Source organism: Flavobacterium sp. J27 (assembly GCF_004303025.1).
Taxonomy (GTDB): Bacteria; Bacteroidota; Bacteroidia; order Flavobacteriales; family Flavobacteriaceae; genus Flavobacterium.
In genome coordinates, this window is record NZ_PJQW01000001.1 from 281,080 (window position 1) to 299,797 (window position 18,718).

Sequence of the window (18,718 nt, forward strand, 5' to 3'; positions counted from 1 at the left end):
GTTGAAGCGTATATTGAAGCGACTTCAAAACGTTCAGAAAGAGAGCGTATGGCCGATGTAAAAACCATTTCTGGTGTGTTTACTGGAGCGTATGCTGAACATCCGTTTACTAAAGAACCCATTCCAGTTTGGATTGGGGATTATGTATTAGCAGGTTATGGGACAGGTGCAGTTATGGCGGTTCCTTGTGGAGACGAACGTGATTATGCGTTTGCTAATTTCTTTAAAGGCACGAAAGGTATGCCTGAAATTAAAAATATTTTCAATCAAGATATTTCGGAAGCTGCTTTTGGAGCCAAAGAAGGTTTTGAATTAGTGGATTCTGATTTTTTAAATGGTTTAGGCTATAAAGAAGGTACGAAAAAGATAATCGAAGCACTTGAAAAAATCGGTCAAGGAAAAGGGAAAACCAATTACCGTTTGCGCGATGCCGTTTTTTCAAGACAACGTTATTGGGGTGAACCTTTCCCTGTTTACTACGTTAATGGGTTACCACAAATGATCGATTTGAAACATTTACCTATTGTGTTGCCAGAAGTAGAAAAATATTTACCTACAGAAGACGGCCAACCGCCTTTAGGAAATGCAACTATTTGGGCTTGGGATACAGAAAAGTTGTCAGTTGTCAGTTGTGAGTTAATAGATAACGTTAAAGTTTTTCCATTAGAATTAAACACCATGCCAGGTTGGGCAGGTTCGTCTTGGTATTGGATGCGTTATATGGATGCACACAATGAAAACGAGTTTGCAAGTAAGGAAGCATTAGCGTATTGGGAAAATGTTGATTTATATATAGGAGGAAGTGAGCATGCCACCGGACATTTATTGTATTCTCGTTTTTGGAACAAATTCTTAAAAGATAGAGGTTTCGCACCAACCGAAGAACCGTTCAAAAAACTGATTAATCAGGGAATGATTTTGGGAATGAGTGCTTTTGTTTACAGAAGTGAAGATTCAAAAACATTATATTCTAAAGGATTAATTAAAGATAAAAATGTTCATCCAATTCACGTAGATTTATCATGTATCAATGATATTACCAATGAATTGGATATTGAAAAATTCAAAGCGCATCCTTTATATGCAGATTATAAAAACGCAGAATTTATCTTAGAAGATGGGAAATACATTGTTACTCGCGAAGTAGAAAAAATGTCGAAATCGAAATACAATGTAGTCAATCCAGATGATATTTGTGAAGAATATGGTGCAGATACGCTACGTTTGTATGAAATGTTCTTAGGGCCATTGGAACAAGCTAAACCTTGGAACACTGCTGGAATTACAGGGGTATATGGTTTTCTTAAAAAGTTATGGCGTTTGTATTTTGATGATAATGGTTTGATAGTAACCAACGACGAACCTACAACAGAAATGTACAAATCGCTACATAAAACGATTAAAAAAGCGACAGAAGATATCGAGAACTTCTCTTTTAATACTTCGGTTTCCCAATTTATGATTTGCGTGAATGAGTTGGCCCAACAAAAATGTCATCATCGTGCTATTTTGGAACCATTAGCAGTTGTGTTGTCGCCTTATGCGCCTCATATTGCAGAGGAATTATGGAGCGCTTTAGGTCACGAAGGTTCGATTGCCAAGGTGTCTTTTCCAATTTTTGAAGAAAAATATTTAGTGGAAAGCGAAAAGGAATATCCCGTTTCTTTTAATGGAAAAATGCGTTTTACGATGAAATTGCCATTGGATTTAACCAAGGAACAAATTGAAGAAATTGTAATGGCAGATGAAAGAACACAAAATCAATTGCAAGGAAGAACACCCAATAAAGTAATTATCGTTCCAGGGAAAATTATTAATTTAGTAGGATAGATTTTCTTTTTGGTTTAAAAATACAATCCCAAACAGACGAAAAACAGTTTGTTTGGGATTTTTTTATTGAAAATTCTTATAAAAACGCATGAAATATCTAAAAAAAACCTTAAAATTAGATTTTTGCACAATAAAAGCAGTTTTTTTTCATTATTTGTAGTAAAACAAACAATAATGGCCTTTTTCTATTAAAAACGAAAAGTCCTTTTTTTTAAATTTTCAAACCAATCTATCATGACTCAACTATCAAAAAGAATGTTGGTAGCACTATTGTTTTTTAGTGCTTCCTTAACGGTGTCCTTTGCTCAGGAAAACGAACCAAAAATTGCAACTGATTTAAACACTTTAATTACTAAATCATCGAGTTACCAAAACTATAAAGTAATTGAAAAAAATGCTATCTACGGATTTCAGAATTCTTTAAAAAGTTATATCAATCAACAGCAAGAAATTCAAACGGACTTAAATAAAGAAATTGCGGATAATAAAAAGAATATTATTGTACTGCAAAATCAAATTCAGGAATTAAAGCAAACCAATAATGTTTTAAATGAAGAAAAAGCAAGTATTTCTTTTTTAGGAATGCTGGTTAGTAAAGATAATTATTCAATTACCATGTGGACTTTATTTTTGGTAACATTGGCTGTAGCCGGAATTTTATTTTACCGATTTAAAACCGCTAATGCCGTAACGAGTCATTCTAAAGCTGTTTTAAGAGATTTAGAAGAAGAGTATGAATCTTACCGAAGAGTTTGTATTGAAAGAGAGCAAAGTTTACGCAGACAACTTTTTGAAGAGGCTAAAAAAAATAAAGAACTGAAAAACGTGTCGTAACTCTTGTTTTTCGTTTTTACGCTGTTTTTTTGTAACATTTTCCATTTTTTGCGTATAATAAGTAACTCAAAACTTTAAAAATATGGAAAGAAGAAATGCAGGAAAAGTAATTATAGGAGTACTATTTTTTATTTTTCTTTTTGTGGCTTTACTTATGTTTGGTTTGCCAAGATATAATGTTTGGCAACAAGAAATGGCAGGAAAAGCAGAAATGGCTAAAGCAGAACAAAACCGAAGAATTTTGGTAGAGGAAGCCAAGGCGAAATTAGAAGCGGAAAAGTTAAATGCACAAGCTGAAATTGAAAGAGCAAAAGGGATGGCTGAAGCAATGCGTGTAGAAAACGGAACATTGAGCGAAACGTATAATCAGTATTTGTTTATTCGTACTTTAGAAAAATTAGCAGACAAAGGCGATTTACCACAAATTATTTACGTGCCATCTAATGGGTTGTTGCCTGTTATGGATGTGAATAAAACGAAAATACCAACAAATTAATCAAAAAAGAGGCTTTAAGCTTCTTTTTTTGATTAACATCATGTTTCTTTATTTCAAATTTGTTTGATATATATTATAAATATGTCATAGTTTTTGTATTTACTATTGTTAAAATTTTGTTAACTTATTGTTTTTCAGTATTTTGAATGACAAACTGACGGTTTTTTAAAAATAGGAATATTATTTGTTATGGAAATAATAGTTTATTTTTAAAAAAAAGAATTGTATGGATTTTACCTATTTAATAGTAATTGGAGGAATTGCACTTTTTAGTTTTTTAGTAAGTGCGCGTTTGAAAAGTAAATTTGCTCATTACTCTAAGGTGCATTTGCAAAATGGAATGAGTGGTGCAGAAATTGCTGAAAAGATGTTATCAGATAACGGAATTTATGATGTAAAAGTAATATCAACACCAGGTCAGTTGACTGATCATTATAATCCTATGAACAAAACAGTGAACTTAAGTGAAGCAGTTTATAATCAAAGAAATGCAGCAGCAGCAGCTGTAGCAGCACATGAATGTGGACATGCTGTTCAACATGCACAAGCTTACAGTTGGTTAACCATGCGCTCCAAAATGGTACCTGTGGTTAATGTATCTTCTAGTTTATCACAATGGTTAATTATGGGAGGTTTAATTTTAGGATTTGCAGTAAAGACTAGTATTGGTTTTTATGTTGCTGTAGCGGGTTTATTATTAATGGCGATTGCAACATTGTTTAGTTTTATAACTTTACCAGTGGAATATGATGCAAGTAATAGAGCTTTAGCTTGGTTGAAAAACAAAAACATGCTTACACAACAAGAATATGTTGGGGCAGAAGATTCTCTAAAATGGGCAGCTAGAACATATGTAGTTGCGGCTTTAGGAGCTTTAGCTTCTCTTTTGTATTGGGGATTTCGTATTCTAGGTTCTAGAGATTAAATTTTTCAATAAATTGAAATAAAAAGGTCCAAATTCTGTTAAGAATTTGGACTTTATGTTTTTTGAGATTTCTATTTTTAGAACTGTATTTGTCGGTCTATTTGTTGTTCTAGTGAAATAAAAGTTTCTGTTCTTGACACACCCTTAATCGCTTGAATTTTTTTATTCAATAACTGCATTAAGTGCTCATTGTCTTTACAGATAATTTTAATTAGTATACTCCAATTTCCAGTTGTATAATGACATTCTAAAACTTCAGGAATTTTTTTAAGCTCTTTTACAGCATCAGCATTGCTAGATGCTTTTTCTAAATAGACACCTACAAAAGCCATTGTGGAGTAGCCTAACACTTTTATGTCAACCGTAAATTTGGAACCAGAAATAACACCCGCTTGTTCTAACTTTCGTAACCTTTGATGAATAGCAGCACCAGAGATGCCTATTTTTTTAGCAATTTGTAAAATAGGTTTTCTAGCATCTTCCATTAAATCACGCAAAATCTCTTTATCTATTCCGTCAATTTCAATTTGTAATTGATTTATCTTCATGTTTGTTTATTTGTAACTTTTATTATAGAAAAAACACTAAATTATATATAAAAAATGATTTTTATGTTTATAAATATAATATTTGTATTTAATTAACTGCTTACATTTAGTGGATTATAACCCATATAGTCGACATCTATTTCTTTAAAAATAACGCCATAGTCTTCTAGTTCTTTCAGTATAGGTGCATAAATTTCTTTAGAAATAGGTAGTTGAACACCAGGAGTTGTAATTTGACCATTTAAAATTTTTACCGTAGCAATTGCAACAGGAAGGCCTACTGTTTTTGCCATAGCAGTGTAGGTTTGATCGTCTCCAATACAAACCATAGTGGAGTCTATTTGATGTTTTCTTCCTTTTAATTCATAGCCAAATTTATGATACATAACAATCATGTCTTTGTCATTTGACTCTAATGTCCATTTTTCAGATAATATTTTTTCTAATATTTGAGCAGGAGTTGCTTTTTTTAGACCAATTTTTTTTACGCCATTAAATAAATCTAATTCTAATAGTTTGTCCCAAATAATATCGTCTTGATCTATTTTTTGGGCATGTCTCAATTTAATTTCTACCGTATCAGTTGGATGATAGGGTAAGAAAGAATTCGTAAATTCTCTGTAAGTCATTTCTTCCGAATTGTCTATGGTATACGAATCATCGGTCATGCCTAGTTGTACCAAAAGATCCCATGCTCTAGAATAGCCTACTCTTCTTATAGTACCACGATAAACGGTTAAGGCATCTTCTAAACCATACACTTCTCTATATTTTAATGAATCTCTGTTAGCATAGGCTTCAAATCGACCAAAACCTTCTACTTCTAAAAATTCAGTTCTTCTGAAGAGTTTGTTGTAAGGAATATATTTATAAGTGCCTTCTTGAATGAATTTTGCTGCGCCACCTTGGCCTGCTAAAACAACATTTCTAGGATTCCAAGTAAATTTATAATTCCAAAGATTAGTGTCGCTTTCAGGAGCTACTAATCCACCACAAAACGATTCAAATAAAATCATTTTTCCACCTTTTTCTCTTATTTCATCTATGATTTTCATGGCACTCATATGGTCAATACCTGGATCAAGGCCAATTTCATTCATGAACACCAATCCTTTTTCCCTAACTTCTTTATCTAGTTCTTGCATAGCAGGACTAATATAAGAGGCGGTAACCATGTGCTTATTGTAAAAAAGACAATCTTTAGCCACATCAATATGCATGAAAGCTGGTAGCATAGATACTACAATGTCAGCTTTCTGAATTTCAACTTTGCGTTGTTCTGCATTTAGAATATCGAAAGCTATAGGTTTAGCATTTGGATGATTGTTTGTTTTTTTCTGAGCTAATTCAAGTGATAAATCGGCTATAGTAATATGTAATTGTTCTTTTTCGGATTGGTCTAATAAATATTTGATTAGGGAAGATGCACTTCTTCCAGCACCAATAACTAATATGTTTCTCATGATTATGATTTGCAAAAATATCACACGAAGATAGTAAATTGTTATATTTATAAAAATTTTACATTAAAATATATTCTAAAATAAGATTGATTTAACACTTTATGTTTTTATACTACTATATGAAATAAAAAAGCACCTTTAATTTTAGGTGCTTCTTTTTAATTGATATGTGTGCTTTTATTTGATTTCTTTCAAATTGTTATCTATAAGTGTAACCAAATATTCTTTATGAGCTTTTGTAGAAATATCAACGTTAGTATTGGTTGACATCATTTTTCTAATGTTTTTTAAATTATGTAAAGCCATTGATTTAACTACATTTGAATTTCTGTTTTTCGAGTCATTTTTCGCTATTTCAATCAATCGATTCGTGTATTCTGCTTGTAAGTTTTGTCTGAAAGTATTAATATTAGTATAAGCGTCTGCTTTAAAAATAGCATTATTTAAATCGATCATGAAAGTAGCTAGTTTGTATTTGTTTCCATATAGTTCACTGTCTACAATTCTTTGTAAGGTATTGTAGTGTAAAATATGATCTAGAATGTTAGCTTGATAGCGTAATACTTGTAGGTGAATTTTTGGGTCTTCTGGTCCGTTAAAGAAATTATAGCCCCTTCTTTGCATCGCTAAAAAGTTATAAAGATCATGTGGAGCGCTAAAAGCATTTGGTGCAAAAACATATGTTTCAAGTGCATTCATGGCTCTTTTTTGATCTTCTAAGCTAACAGGAGTATATGGTTTTATTCCTGTTGCTTGGCCAGCCATTGCTCTGTCTACATATACACCTCCAATAAATCTTGAGATTACTCCAGCTGCTATACCTTTTTGGTTGCTTAATAAATAATAGATTCTTCTTAGTTCTTGATATGATTCACCGGTTTTTGTAAATTTAGTTTTAGCTTCTTTCATCATATTATCTACTAGTTTAAATCTATTTATCGAATAACTAATAGGATCGTTTGATAAATCACCAATCATTACTCTTGGGTCGATAGCTTTACCAGGAGCTCTCATATCATCTGCATCATTACCAAAAATTAATTCAGGTTGCGTAGATTTATTCAGTAAGGCTTTTTTCTCTAACTCTGATTTAAAAGGGGTGTAACCAAATTGTATAGCCCAAACGTCATAAGGGCCTACAGAAGTATCATAGTATTGTCCTTGTTTGGTTCGGTCTAAAGTAATATTAATGTCTGCATAATCCATTACCGATCCTGTTAGTGCTTTACCTTTTATGAAAGCAGGGTCGCTAAGTTGTTCTGGAGAAAAAATATGACTTGCTTTCATATTGTGATTTAAACCTAAAGTATGACCTACTTCGTGCATTACTAAAGCAAGCATAGCTTCTTTTTTCATACGAGCCATCTCTAAATCAGAGTTGGCTACATTGCTAAGAAGCGCTTGTCCAAACATAGTGTTTTCATGCATAATATGTCCTAATGAACATAATTTATGATTATTTTCGGTTGGAATTACATTATTATTGGTACTAGTTGCAGATAAATCAAATAGTTTGTCATATAAAACTCTATTTGTAAAATGCACATACTCTAACATGATATCGGCTCCTAATATTTCTCCTGTTAAAGGATTAACAAAGCTAGGTCCATATCCTCCAAAAGCGGGATCAGGAGAAGATGTCCATCGTAATACATTATAACGAATATCGCCAGCATCCCATGTAGCATCGTCAGGTTGTATTTTAACTACCATCGCATTTTTAAAACCTGCTTTTTCAAAAGCTTTATTCCATTCTAATACGCCTTCAGCAATAGTTTCTCTCCATTCTAAAGGAGTGGTATTTTCGATCCACCAAGTAATTGGGGTAACAGGTTCTGAAAGAGGTGCGTTTGGATCTTTTTTTACCAAATTCCAGCGATGAATTAAATCGCGATAAGGAGTTGAAGTTGTAGCAGTTTGATCGTCTACTTGTGTTGTGAAATAACCTACCCTAGGGTCGTCTAAACGAATTTCAAAATCATTTTCAGGAATAGCAATAAAACTATGATATACTTTTATACTTACGTTTCTTCCATCAGATAGAGAATTGGAACCATTATTTAAAATAGCTGGACTAGAATAAACGTATTCTACAGCAATATCAGTGTTTTCAGGATAATTTCTAATGGCATTTATTTTTGTTTTGTCTTTGTCCAAACTTCCTAAGGAAAAAGAAAAAGGCGACGCTGATGGTGATTTTGAAGGTTTAATTTGTGCCAATGTTTCCTTCAAGAAAAGATCATTTGCAGCAATTAAGTATAGTTTTTTTTCAGTATCAGAAGCCAGAATTTTTTCGCTAGCCATATTTCCTTTACTTAGGTTTGCATCTTGTGATTTTGAGATAGGATTATTAGGGTCAAAATAAAAAGAAGTATTTTGAGTAATAAACTCAATTTTATCAAAATATTTTTCAACTTTAAATACAACAGATTGTCCATAAGAACCTCTAAATTGACCAATATCTGCTGCTCCGTCTGCAATTTGATTGAAGTAAATAAATTCTTTTCCGATTTGATCTTCTTTCAAAAGCATTTGGATGCTTCCAGTAACTGTGTCTTGATAAATGGTAAAAAGACCTTCTATCTTTTTACTCTGTTTAATTAATTCTTCAATGGTTTTTTTTTCAGACTTTTTTGCCTTTGCAGCTAAAGCAGCTGCTTCTTTTTCTTTCCTTTTCTTTCTACTTTGTGCTTCTGAATGTTGCCCTTGTAAAAGAAAAAAGCAAAGTAGAAATGCAGATAAAACATTTCTGTTTAGTGTAAAGGTGCTTATTTTCATTTTGAATTATAAATTGGTTTATGATGATGCAAGATATAAAAATCGATTAGGGTTATTTGTTTACAATTAGTTAAAAAAAACTAAAAATGATAGTGCGTATAGTATTAAAGTGTAAGGATTAGCCAATTAGTTACTATTTTTACAAAAAAAATAGAATGGAAAAGAAAATTCTTTTAACGGCTTTATTATTAGGAGGAATAGCTATTGTCCTTGGAGCATTTGGAGCGCATGGATTAAAAAAAGTATTAACTGCTGAGCAGTTAGCTACTTTTGAAGTAGGAGTGCGTTATCAAATTTATCATGCTTTGTTTTTATTATTCATAGTTAATACCTCTTTTTTAACATTGAAAGAAAAAGAAGTGGTTTTTTATTTGGTTTTGGTAGGAGTGTTGTTATTTTCTGGTTCAATTTATCTTTTATCAACAAGTTCTATAACAGCCATGAAAACAAAGCTTATTGGACCAATAACTCCTGTAGGAGGATTATTCTTAATTGCTTCTTGGGGTCACTTGTTTTATTGTGTTTTTACTAAAAAATAAGAATTAGTAGCTCATTCTAAAATTAAATTTATAATTTTGCACTTTAAAACATACACAACATAACTCATTTTTTATGAATAGCTACGCCCAAATTACGAAAACGATTTCGTTGGAAAAATATGGAATTAGAAACGCTTCACAAATTATTTACAACCCATCGTATGAATTTTTGTACGAAGAAGAATTGAGTGAAGGTTTAAAAGGATTTGAAAGGGGTCAATTATCAGAACTTGGAGCTGTTAATGTTATGACAGGTGAATTCACTGGACGTTCCCCTAAAGATAAATATATCGTAAAAGATGAGGTAACCAAAGAAACAATTTGGTGGACTTCGGATAAAGCAGTAAATGATAATAAGCCAATTACTACAGAGACATGGAATGCATTAAAAGAAACTACTGTTAATCAATTATCAGGAAAAAAATTATATGTAGTAGATGCCTTTTGTGGTGCCAATGAGGATACCCGATTAAAAGTGCGTTTTATCATGGAAGTGGCTTGGCAAGCCCACTTCGTGAAGAACATGTTTATTCGACCAACGGAAGCAGAGTTAGAAAATTTTGGAGAACCAGATTTTATTGTAATGAATGCCTCTAAGGCTTCTTTTAAAGAATATAAAGACCATAATTTAAACTCAGAAGTTTATGTGGCTTTTAATCTAACAGAAAAAATTCAGTTAATCGGAGGTACTTGGTATGGTGGAGAAATGAAAAAAGGAATGTTTTCCATGATGAACTATTATTTGCCTTTGCAAGGAATAGCTTCAATGCACTGTTCAGCAAATAAAGGAAAAGATGGAGATGTTGCGGTTTTCTTCGGATTATCTGGTACTGGAAAAACAACACTTTCAACAGACCCTAAAAGAGAATTAATTGGTGACGATGAACATGGTTGGGATAATGATGGTGTTTTCAACTTTGAAGGGGGATGTTATGCAAAAACAATAGATTTAAGTGCTGAAAATGAACCAGATATTTATAAGGCAATTCGTAAAAACGCTTTGTTGGAAAATGTTACCCTTGATGAAAAAGGTAAAATTGATTTTACTGATGGTTCAGTAACACAAAATACCCGTGTTTCATATCCAATTGACCATATAGAAAATATTGTTAAGCCTATATCTAAAGCAGGACATGCTACTAAAGTTATATTTTTGACAGCGGATGCTTTCGGTGTGATGCCTCCAGTTTCTAAATTAACTCCTGAGCAAACAAAATATTATTTCTTATCAGGATTTACAGCAAAACTAGCAGGAACTGAAAGAGGAGTTACAGAGCCACAACCTACTTTTTCGGCTTGTTTTGGCAAAGCATTTCTTTCTTTACATCCAACAAAATATGGGGAAGAATTAGTGAAGAAAATGGAAGAGCATGATGCTACTGCATACATGGTAAATACAGGATGGAACGGAACAGGAAAAAGAATTTCAATAAAGGATACAAGAGCGATTATAGATGCTATTTTAGATGGTTCAATTGAAAAAGTTGATTCTAAAGTAATTCCAGTGTTTAATTTTAATGTTCCAATTTCTTTACATGATGTTAATCCTGCTATTTTAGATCCTAGAGATACTTATGAAAATGCAAATCAATGGGAAGTGAAAGCTAAAGATTTAGCATCTAGATTTGTTAAAAACTTTGAGCAGTATACAGATAATGAAGAAGGAAAGCAATTAATACATGCTGGTCCCGTATTATAAAAAGTGAACATATTTCATTTTTACAACTATTAAAAAAGGTTCTGATTATCAGAACCTTTTGTTTTTTTGTATGTAAAAGAAAATTGTAGTTTTATTTTCCTTTGTTTGCTTCTATAATATATTTTTCTAATGCTCCAGTCATAGAAGGCGTTCCAGGTGATGGAGCCATAATATCAACTCTTAAGCCACTATCAATCGCTTCTTTTTGTGTTGTTGTTCCAAATACAGCAATTCGTGTATTATTTTGTTTAAAATCTGGAAAATTTTTAAAAAGTGATTTTATTCCTGTAGGACTAAAAAAAGCAAGAACGTCATAGTACACATCTTTTAAGTCAGACAAATCACTCATTACAGTTTTGTAAAAAATAGCTGGAGTCCAAGCAATTTTTAAACTATCTAATGTTTGTGGAATATCATAGTTTAATTGATCAGATGCAGGAAGTAAAAATTTTTCATCTTTATACTTTTTAATTAACGGAGCTAAATCTCCAAAATCTTTTTGACCAACATAAATCTTTCTCTTTCTATATACAACATAACGTTGTAGGTAAAAAGCAACTGCTTCTGATTGACAAAAATACCTCATATCTTCAGGAACCTTAAAGCGCATTTCTTCAGCAACTCTAAAAAAATGATCCACAGAATTTCTACTGGTTAAAATAATAGCCGTAAAATGGTTTAAATCTATTTTTTGAGCTCTGATTTCTTTGGCCGGAACACCTTCTACATGGATAAAAGGTCTGAAGTCAACTTTAACTTTAAGTTTGTTTTGTAACTCAAAATAGGGAGAATTCTCTACTTTAGGCTCTGGTTGTGAAACCAAAATTGTTTTCACTTTTAAATTTGACATACGCTTTGTTCTAATTTTTTATAATAAAATAATAGATAAAATAGTAAGGTGCTATTTCAAGGGTGCAAAGATATAAAATAAAATAAAATATTTTACGCATTACCAAATTTTGATAGATTTTTAGGGTGACAATATAGGTAGTTAAATTCGCAAGAATCATTATTGTGATAAGTACAAAATAAATCCAGTTTTTATTTAAAATTGGATTATAAAAAAGGATAACATTAATTGGTAAAAGTAAAAAGCCAAAGTAAGTGCGATAACTTACCTTTAATAAGTTAAATTGTTCATTAAACTCTTCAATTTTAAATGAAGTAGCTATAATTTTTTCAATCAGATATTTCGATAAAATAAAGACAGCTAAAAAAGTGAAAATTTGAAGGAATAAAATACCTTCACTTGTTTTAGAATAATTGAAGTGTTTTAATAATAAAAGAATAAAAAAGGATAAAGAAAATAACTGAATACAAAACATGGAAATTGTAAAGCCACTCATAAGATTGCTAGTGTCTTTGTAAATCTTAGTGTATTTATCTGAAATAGCTAGTTTTATAAATTCACTAAAACGAGCTTGAAAAACATTTCTATTGATGGCAATAATAATGAAATTGAGGACAAATAAAATTGTTGCCCAATCTTTAAATTGTATTATTCTTTCCTGAAATTGTATTGTTAACATTTGCAACAAATTTACAAAAATTAACTTCAAATAATTATTATAAATTTATTAAGAGATAAACTTAATAAATAGTTTATTTTTGTAGCTGAAAATTAATTTAAATAATGTTTAAGGCAATAGTAGTCATACCTACCTATAATGAAATTGAAAATATAGACAATATACTTGATGCAGTGTTTTCTTTGTCGACTTCATTTCATGTTTTAATTGTAGATGATAACTCACCTGATGGTACCTCTAAAAGAGTAGAGGAATTACAAGAAATATATAAAAATAAGCTTTTCCTATCGGTTAGACCAAAAAAATCAGGACTGGGAACAGCTTATGTTCATGGATTTAAATGGGCTTTATCTCAAGATTATGATTATATTTTTGAAATGGACGCTGATTTTTCACACAATCCGAAAGATTTAGAACGTTTGTTATTGGCTTGTACAGATGAACAGGCCGATGTAGCCATTGGGTCAAGATATTCTACAGGTGTAAACGTTGTAAATTGGCCTTTAAATAGAGTGCTAATGTCTTATTTTGCATCGGTGTATGTTAAGTTAATTACGGGTATGAAAATTCATGATGCTACAGCGGGATTTATATGCTACAATAAAAAAGTTTTAGAAAAAATTAATTTAGATAGAATAAAATTCATTGGTTATGCGTTTCAGATAGAAATGAAATACAGAGCCTATGTTCAGCAATTTAAAATTGTAGAAGTACCCATCATTTTTACAGATAGGACTAAAGGACAATCAAAAATGAGTGGTTCAATTATTAGAGAAGCTGTTTTCGGAGTCATATTATTAAGAATAAGAAAAATTTTTAACCAACTATAATGAGTACTTTTTTAATTAAAAATGCTAAAATTGTTAATGAAGGTGTAGTCTTTGAAGGAGATGTATTAATTGAAAACGAATTCATCAAAGAAATTGCAGAACAAATCAGTTTAAAATCGTCTGATTGTATTATAATAGATGCAGAAGGAAGTTATTTAATTCCTGGGGCTATAGATGATCAAGTTCACTTTAGAGAGCCAGGATTAACGCATAAAGGGAATATTGCTTCCGAAAGTAAAGCGGCTATTGCTGGAGGTATAACTTCTTTTATAGAGCAACCAAATACAATACCGAATGCAGTTACACAAGAATTATTAGAACAAAAGTATGAGATTGCTGCAACAACTTCTTATGCTAATTATTCTTTTATGATGGGCGGAACGAATGATAACTTGGAAGAAGTACTTAAGACAAATCCAAGAAATGTAGCAGGAATTAAACTTTTTTTAGGATCGTCAACAGGGAACATGCTCGTAGATAATCAAGATGTTTTAGAAAAAATTTTCTCTTCAACTAAGATGCTAATTGCGGTTCATTGTGAAGATGAAGGAACTATTAAAGCTAATTTAGAAAAATACAAAGAAGAGTTTGGAGACGATATTCCTATGAAGTATCATCCGTTAATTAGGAGTGCAGAAGCGTGCTATATTTCTTCTTCTAAGGCAATTGAATTAGCAAAGAAAACAGGAGCTAGACTTCATGTGTTTCACTTGTCAACCGCTAAAGAAATGGAATTGTTTACTAATAAAATTCCTTTGGAACAAAAACAAATAACGGCTGAAGTGTGTGTACATCATCTTTGGTTTAGCGACGAAGACTATGAAAATAAAGGGGCATTAATAAAATGGAATCCTGCTGTTAAGACAAAAGACGATAGGGATGCTTTGTGGAAGGCATTACTAGAAGATAAAATTGATGTTATTGCAACAGATCATGCACCTCATACTCTAGAAGAAAAAATAAATACATATACGAGTTGTCCTTCTGGTGGGCCTTTAGTACAACATGCTGTTGTGGCCATGTTTGAAGCAGTTCATAGAGGGAAAATAACAATAGAAAAGGTGGTGGAAAAAATGTGTCATAATCCTGCAAAAATCTTTAAAATTGAAAAAAGAGGTTTTGTTAAAGAAGGGTATTATGCCGATTTAGCTATAGTTAATCCTCATTTGCCTTGGAATGTAAAAAAAGAAAATATTTTATATCATTGTGGCTGGTCTCCATTTGAAGGATCAACGTTTAAATCTAGAGTAACTCATACTTTTGTGAATGGTAAATTAGTCTATTCTAATGGGAAAGTTAAAGAAGTTAAAGCAGCTCAAAGATTATTGTTTGAAAGAGAATAATTATGAAAAAAATAATTTTTTTGGCATTGTTGGTTTGCTTTTCGTGTAATGAAAATCCAGTTTCAAAACCGGATCGATTATTAGATGAAGATATCATGGTGGATATTTTATACGATACGGCTTTGTTACAAGCGGCAGAATCCTATTTGCCAAATACACTAACGGAGAATAAAATAAGAATTAAGAATTACATTTATCTAAAGTATAATATCGATAGTGTTACTTATTATCAAAACCAGCGCTATTATGCTTCCGATTTTAAGAAATACAAAAATATGTTTGAGCAAGTTTCAGAAAGAATTGAACGTAATAAAACTGAAATTGATACTTTGTTAGCTCAAGAAAAAAGAAATAGACCTGATAAAAAAGATGAAAGAAATAGAGAATTTGCTAAAAGGTTTCCGCAAATAAAGAAAGATAGTGTTTCATCTCAATAAAAGTATAGTCTAGCGTTTTGATTATTTTTTCATTGCTATACTCATTTTTGTTATGAGAAGCAATGGCTACATTTTTTGTGAATTTTCTTTTTCTCCCTGTTAGTTTAGATAATAACCAATCTGCTTTCCAAGCAAGCCGAGTTACTGTTTTGTTGGCATTAATGAAAGGTCTTTTTAATTTCATGGCGTCAGCTATCCAAAACAAAATTGTTTCATATGTTCTGTTTTCAGCTACCAGAATATAACGTTCGTTTAAAATGTCCTTTTTCATTGCTAAATGCATTATGGCAACGACATCTTCAACCGCTACAATTCCAACTTTCCCTTTGGTATAAAATGTACTTCCTTTTTTTATAGTATTAAAAAAAGCGCTGCTTCCTTGTTGTGGAAAGCCATAACCAAAAATAATTCCTGGATTTACAATAACACAATTAAGTCCTTCTTGGAATCCTCTCCAAACTTCCATTTCTGCGCCATATTTTGAAATAGCATAATCACTGTGGTGTTTTTCTGGGTTCCATTCTGTTTCTTCTGTAATTATATGCTCGTTTTCTTTAGTATCTCCTAAAGCAGCAATCGAACTCACATAGCATAGTTTTTCCACCTTAAAATCGATGCAACAATTGACAATATTAGAAGTGCCTTCAATGTTTGTTTTTCTTAGTTTTTCTTCATCATTTGGATCAAATGAGATTAAAGCAGCGCAATGATATACTTGTGTTACTTCTTGAAATGCAATTTCTAATGAAGGAATGTCAGTAATATCTCCCTGAATCCAATTGATTTTTTCAAATACATTCAATTGATTTTTGTATTCGAAAACCTTTTTTACGGTTTGTATTTTTTTGGGTTCTCTATACAATGCTTTAACCGTTTCATTTTCCTGAAGCAGTTGCAATAACAAATAGGAACCTACTAAGCCTGTTGCACCAGTTACTAAAATCATAGGGTAAATATAAAGAGATTGTTTGACTTTTTATAAAATGCTTTTCAGAATATTTTTTAAAATTTTAATAAAATTTGGAATTTGGAATAGGAAGTTTGGTTTTTAAAATTGATATATTTGCGAAAATTTATTATAAAAATGAAGAATTTAGTAGAAGAATTAAGATGGAGAGGCCTTATCCATGATGTGATGCCTGGAACTGAAGAACAATTAGTTAAAGAGTCTACCACAGCTTATATTGGCTTTGATCCAACGTCTGATTCTTTACATATAGGAAGTTTAGTGCCTATTATTTTATTAATGCATTTGCGAAAGTTTGGTCACAAACCTATCGCTTTAGTTGGAGGTGCAACAGGAATGATAGGTGATCCATCTGGAAAATCAAATGAACGTAATTTATTAGATGAAACAACGCTAAATCATAATGTGGATGGAATTAAACGTGTGTTATCTCGTTTTTTAGATTTCAATGCGACAGATGCAGCTGCTCCTATATTAGTTAATAATTATGATTGGATGAAGGATTTTTCATTCATTAATTTTGCTAGAGATGTAGGAAAGCGTATTACAGTGAACTATATGATGGCGAAAGATTCTGTTAAGAAACGGTTAAGTGGTGATGAAGGAAGTGAAGGAATGAGTTTTACTGAATTTACATATCAATTAATTCAAGGGTATGATTTTTACCATTTAAATAAAGAATACAACTGCTTATTGCAAATGGGAGGAAGTGATCAATGGGGAAATATTACTACTGGTACAGAACTAGTTCGTAGAATGAATGTGGATAATGAAGAGCGATCTAAAGCGTATGCTATGACGTGTCCGTTGATAACAAAAGCCGATGGCACTAAGTTTGGAAAATCGGAAGGTGGGAATGTTTGGTTAGATGCCGATAAAACCACACCATATACTTTTTACCAATTTTGGTTAAATACTACTGATGTTGATGCAGAAAAATATATCAAAATTTTTACGTTTCTAGACCAAGATACAGTAGAAAAATTAATTGCTGAACATAACGAAGCACCACATTTAAGAATATTGCAAAAGCGTTTAGCGGAAGAATTAATGGTATTAGTTCATTCAAAAGAAGAACTTGATAGAGCTATTGTTGCATCAAATGCTTTTTTTAGTAAAGATATGGTTGAACTAAACAATATGTCTGAGGATGATTTATTGAATATTTTTAAAGGTATAAAAATGGCTTCTATTTCTAAAATTGATTTTGATGCAGGTTTAGATATGATATCGGCTTTAGCTACTAAAACTAATTTCTTGGCTTCAAATAGTGATGCCAGAAGAGAATTAAAGCAAAATTCAGTTTCTTTAAATAAAATAAAAGTAAAAGAAGATAAGATTATTACGGCAGTAGATTTAATTAATAATCAGTTTTTGTTATTGCAAAAAGGAAAGAAAAACTACTATGTAATAAGAGTGGTGTAATTATAAGACCATTAGATTACAACCTCTAATATCGGAATGATCAAAACGTCCCAACACTTCGAAAGAATGGTTGGGATATTTTTTTCCCAAATCTTGTGTGGCAATAAACGAACACGAATTAACATTGGCTAAATCAATAACGTTAATTCCGCCTGTTTTTCCATCAGAAACATAGGATAAAGCATCTTCTGTATCTCTAGTGAGAATTTGCATCCAAGGAGGACATTCAAAAATACCGTTACCAAGTGAATAGGCTTGTGATAAGAGCTCGGTCATGCCATATTCAGAATGTATGACCGGAACGCCAAAACCATGGCTTAAAATAGCGTGTAATTCCTCTCGAATCATTTCTTTTCTTTTACCTTTCATACCACCCGTTTCCATTATGATGGTGTTTTTTAGGTTAAATTGATAAAGTTCAACTAAATCTAATAGGGCATAGGTAACTCCAATTAAGAGAACATTTTGCCCTGATTGGTCTAATGCCATTAATTTGGTTATCAAATCTTGGTAATTATTTAAATAAAAACCAGAGTCTGGATGGTTGCTACTTTGAATTAAATCATCAACCATATAAATTAAGGAAGAACCTTCGCGATCTAAATAAGAAGGAAGTAATGCTAACACACAGTAATCTTCAATATTGCCATAAAATTCTGAAAACCCTTTGCGGTAGCTTTGTTCGTATAAAGAAATGTCGGTTACTAAATGCTTGCTAGTTTGCAAACCAGTAGTTCCGCTACTAGTAAAAATTTCTTCAATACGAGTTGTAGAACTTACAATTTCATGACTTTTAAAAAATTGTATGGGTAAAAAAGGAATGTCAACGATTGCTTTTACATTCGACTTGTCTTTTTTTAAAAAATTACAAAATTCTTGATAAACTTTATTGTTGTCATATTGGTAACGAAAAACTTTTAAGGTAAGTTTTTCAAAGTCTCTCTTGCTTGAAATTGTAAATATATCTTCTGTGTGAATCATGATAGGGTTCTGAAGCGATGCGCCATTAGAATAAGTACAAAAGTATAAAATAAAAAAAGCACCAATAAAATATTGGTGCTTTTAATTTTTTGAG

The 18,718-nt window shown here is 31.5% G+C and carries 17 protein-coding genes; 10 read left to right on the plus strand and 7 right to left on the minus strand.

What is annotated here, in order from left to right:
* The 4 genes from CX675_RS20065 to CX675_RS01140 all read left to right on the plus strand — a co-directional run.
* Positions 1 to 1,830: class I tRNA ligase family protein (locus CX675_RS20065; RefSeq protein ID WP_240723556.1), on the plus strand; the 1,830-nt coding region annotated here is incomplete at its 5' end.
* 234 nt (positions 1,831 to 2,064) lie between these two features.
* The gene (locus tag CX675_RS01130; RefSeq protein ID WP_130733375.1) at positions 2,065 to 2,664 is read left to right on the plus strand and encodes a hypothetical protein; all 600 of its coding nucleotides are present in this window, start codon (positions 2,065 to 2,067) and stop codon (positions 2,662 to 2,664) included.
* 82 nt (positions 2,665 to 2,746) lie between these two features.
* A complete protein-coding gene (locus tag CX675_RS01135) occupies positions 2,747 to 3,160 on the plus strand; it encodes a hypothetical protein (protein ID WP_130733376.1) in 414 nt (137 codons plus the stop codon).
* A gap of 226 nt (positions 3,161 to 3,386) precedes the next feature.
* On the plus strand, positions 3,387 to 4,085 hold the full coding sequence (locus tag CX675_RS01140) for a zinc metallopeptidase (protein ID WP_130733377.1): 699 nt from the start codon (positions 3,387 to 3,389) through the stop codon (positions 4,083 to 4,085).
* A 77-nt stretch (positions 4,086 to 4,162) separates the two neighbouring features.
* On the opposite strand, the gene CX675_RS01145 is transcribed toward CX675_RS01140, so the two are convergent.
* From CX675_RS01145 to CX675_RS01155, 3 genes are all read right to left on the minus strand, one after another.
* Positions 4,163 to 4,633 carry an Lrp/AsnC family transcriptional regulator gene (locus tag CX675_RS01145; RefSeq protein ID WP_130733378.1) on the minus strand — a complete coding sequence of 157 codons (471 nt, stop codon included), beginning with the start codon at positions 4,631 to 4,633 and terminating at the stop codon, positions 4,163 to 4,165.
* A gap of 92 nt (positions 4,634 to 4,725) precedes the next feature.
* Complete coding sequence (locus CX675_RS01150) at positions 4,726 to 6,096, minus strand: saccharopine dehydrogenase family protein (protein WP_130733379.1); 1,371 nt, start codon at positions 6,094 to 6,096, stop codon at positions 4,726 to 4,728.
* A gap of 177 nt (positions 6,097 to 6,273) precedes the next feature.
* Positions 6,274 to 8,874 carry a zinc-dependent metalloprotease gene (locus CX675_RS01155; RefSeq protein ID WP_130733380.1) on the minus strand — a complete coding sequence of 867 codons (2,601 nt, stop codon included), beginning with the start codon at positions 8,872 to 8,874 and terminating at the stop codon, positions 6,274 to 6,276.
* Between the two features lie 155 nt (positions 8,875 to 9,029).
* On the opposite strand from CX675_RS01155, the gene CX675_RS01160 reads away from it, so the two are divergent.
* Both CX675_RS01160 and pckA read left to right on the plus strand, forming a co-directional pair.
* Positions 9,030 to 9,413: a DUF423 domain-containing protein gene (locus tag CX675_RS01160; protein WP_130733381.1), complete on the plus strand. Its 384-nt coding sequence runs from the start codon at positions 9,030 to 9,032 to the stop codon at positions 9,411 to 9,413.
* Between the two features lie 73 nt (positions 9,414 to 9,486).
* Positions 9,487 to 11,112, plus strand: coding sequence for a phosphoenolpyruvate carboxykinase (ATP) (pckA, locus tag CX675_RS01165; RefSeq protein WP_130733382.1), 1,626 nt, complete (start codon positions 9,487 to 9,489; stop codon positions 11,110 to 11,112).
* 91 nt (positions 11,113 to 11,203) lie between these two features.
* On the opposite strand, the gene CX675_RS01170 is transcribed toward pckA, so the two are convergent.
* Positions 11,204 to 11,962 carry a uroporphyrinogen-III synthase gene (locus CX675_RS01170; RefSeq protein ID WP_130733383.1) on the minus strand — a complete coding sequence of 253 codons (759 nt, stop codon included), beginning with the start codon at positions 11,960 to 11,962 and terminating at the stop codon, positions 11,204 to 11,206.
* Between the two features lie 10 nt (positions 11,963 to 11,972).
* Positions 11,973 to 12,641, minus strand: coding sequence for a DUF4271 domain-containing protein (locus tag CX675_RS01175; RefSeq protein WP_130733384.1), 669 nt, complete (start codon positions 12,639 to 12,641; stop codon positions 11,973 to 11,975).
* 104 nt (positions 12,642 to 12,745) lie between these two features.
* Between CX675_RS01175 and CX675_RS01180 the strand changes: the two genes are divergently transcribed.
* The 3 genes from CX675_RS01180 to CX675_RS01190 are packed head-to-tail and all read left to right on the plus strand — an operon-like array spanning position 12,746 to position 15,251.
* Positions 12,746 to 13,471 (plus strand): polyprenol monophosphomannose synthase, encoded by a 726-nt coding sequence (locus CX675_RS01180; RefSeq protein ID WP_130733385.1) that lies wholly within the window; start codon positions 12,746 to 12,748, stop codon positions 13,469 to 13,471.
* A complete protein-coding gene (locus tag CX675_RS01185) occupies positions 13,471 to 14,814 on the plus strand; it encodes a dihydroorotase (protein WP_130733386.1) in 1,344 nt (447 codons plus the stop codon). The genes CX675_RS01180 and CX675_RS01185 overlap by 1 nt, the downstream gene beginning before the upstream one ends.
* A gap of 2 nt (positions 14,815 to 14,816) precedes the next feature.
* A complete protein-coding gene (locus CX675_RS01190) occupies positions 14,817 to 15,251 on the plus strand; it encodes a DUF4296 domain-containing protein (RefSeq protein WP_130733387.1) in 435 nt (144 codons plus the stop codon).
* On the opposite strand, the gene CX675_RS01195 is transcribed toward CX675_RS01190, so the two are convergent.
* Complete coding sequence (locus CX675_RS01195; RefSeq protein ID WP_130733388.1) at positions 15,205 to 16,197, minus strand: NAD-dependent epimerase/dehydratase family protein; 993 nt, start codon at positions 16,195 to 16,197, stop codon at positions 15,205 to 15,207. The genes CX675_RS01190 and CX675_RS01195 overlap by 47 nt on opposite strands.
* A gap of 138 nt (positions 16,198 to 16,335) precedes the next feature.
* Here CX675_RS01195 and tyrS point away from each other — a divergent pair, with 138 nt between their 5' ends.
* Complete coding sequence (tyrS, locus tag CX675_RS01200) at positions 16,336 to 17,643, plus strand: tyrosine--tRNA ligase (RefSeq protein WP_130733389.1); 1,308 nt, start codon at positions 16,336 to 16,338, stop codon at positions 17,641 to 17,643.
* Here the strand turns inward: tyrS and CX675_RS01205 are convergent, their stop codons facing one another.
* Positions 17,644 to 18,624: an acyl transferase gene (locus tag CX675_RS01205; RefSeq protein WP_130733390.1), complete on the minus strand. Its 981-nt coding sequence runs from the start codon at positions 18,622 to 18,624 to the stop codon at positions 17,644 to 17,646.
* Between the last annotated feature and the right edge of the window lie 94 nt (positions 18,625 to 18,718).

Bases quoted from the DNA above. Each gene is read 5' to 3' on its own strand.
- CX675_RS01170 (WP_130733383.1), bottom strand. From the start codon at position 11,962: ATGTCAAATTTAAAAGTGAAAACAATTTTGGTTTCACAACCAGAGCCT.
- CX675_RS01195 (WP_130733388.1), bottom strand. From the start codon at position 16,197: ATGATTTTAGTAACTGGTGCAACAGGCTTAGTAGGTTCCTATTTGTTA.
- CX675_RS01140 (WP_130733377.1), top strand. From the start codon at position 3,387: ATGGATTTTACCTATTTAATAGTAATTGGAGGAATTGCACTTTTTAGT.
- pckA (WP_130733382.1), top strand. From the start codon at position 9,487: ATGAATAGCTACGCCCAAATTACGAAAACGATTTCGTTGGAAAAATAT.
- CX675_RS01185 (WP_130733386.1), top strand. From the start codon at position 13,471: ATGAGTACTTTTTTAATTAAAAATGCTAAAATTGTTAATGAAGGTGTA.
- CX675_RS01150 (WP_130733379.1), bottom strand. From the start codon at position 6,096: ATGAGAAACATATTAGTTATTGGTGCTGGAAGAAGTGCATCTTCCCTA.
- CX675_RS01175 (WP_130733384.1), bottom strand. From the start codon at position 12,641: ATGTTAACAATACAATTTCAGGAAAGAATAATACAATTTAAAGATTGG.
- CX675_RS01130 (WP_130733375.1), top strand. From the start codon at position 2,065: ATGACTCAACTATCAAAAAGAATGTTGGTAGCACTATTGTTTTTTAGT.
- tyrS (WP_130733389.1), top strand. From the start codon at position 16,336: ATGAAGAATTTAGTAGAAGAATTAAGATGGAGAGGCCTTATCCATGAT.
- CX675_RS01205 (WP_130733390.1), bottom strand. From the start codon at position 18,624: ATGATTCACACAGAAGATATATTTACAATTTCAAGCAAGAGAGACTTT.
- CX675_RS01145 (WP_130733378.1), bottom strand. From the start codon at position 4,633: ATGAAGATAAATCAATTACAAATTGAAATTGACGGAATAGATAAAGAG.
- CX675_RS01155 (WP_130733380.1), bottom strand. From the start codon at position 8,874: ATGAAAATAAGCACCTTTACACTAAACAGAAATGTTTTATCTGCATTT.
- CX675_RS01180 (WP_130733385.1), top strand. From the start codon at position 12,746: ATGTTTAAGGCAATAGTAGTCATACCTACCTATAATGAAATTGAAAAT.
- CX675_RS01135 (WP_130733376.1), top strand. From the start codon at position 2,747: ATGGAAAGAAGAAATGCAGGAAAAGTAATTATAGGAGTACTATTTTTT.
- CX675_RS01160 (WP_130733381.1), top strand. From the start codon at position 9,030: ATGGAAAAGAAAATTCTTTTAACGGCTTTATTATTAGGAGGAATAGCT.
- CX675_RS01190 (WP_130733387.1), top strand. From the start codon at position 14,817: ATGAAAAAAATAATTTTTTTGGCATTGTTGGTTTGCTTTTCGTGTAAT.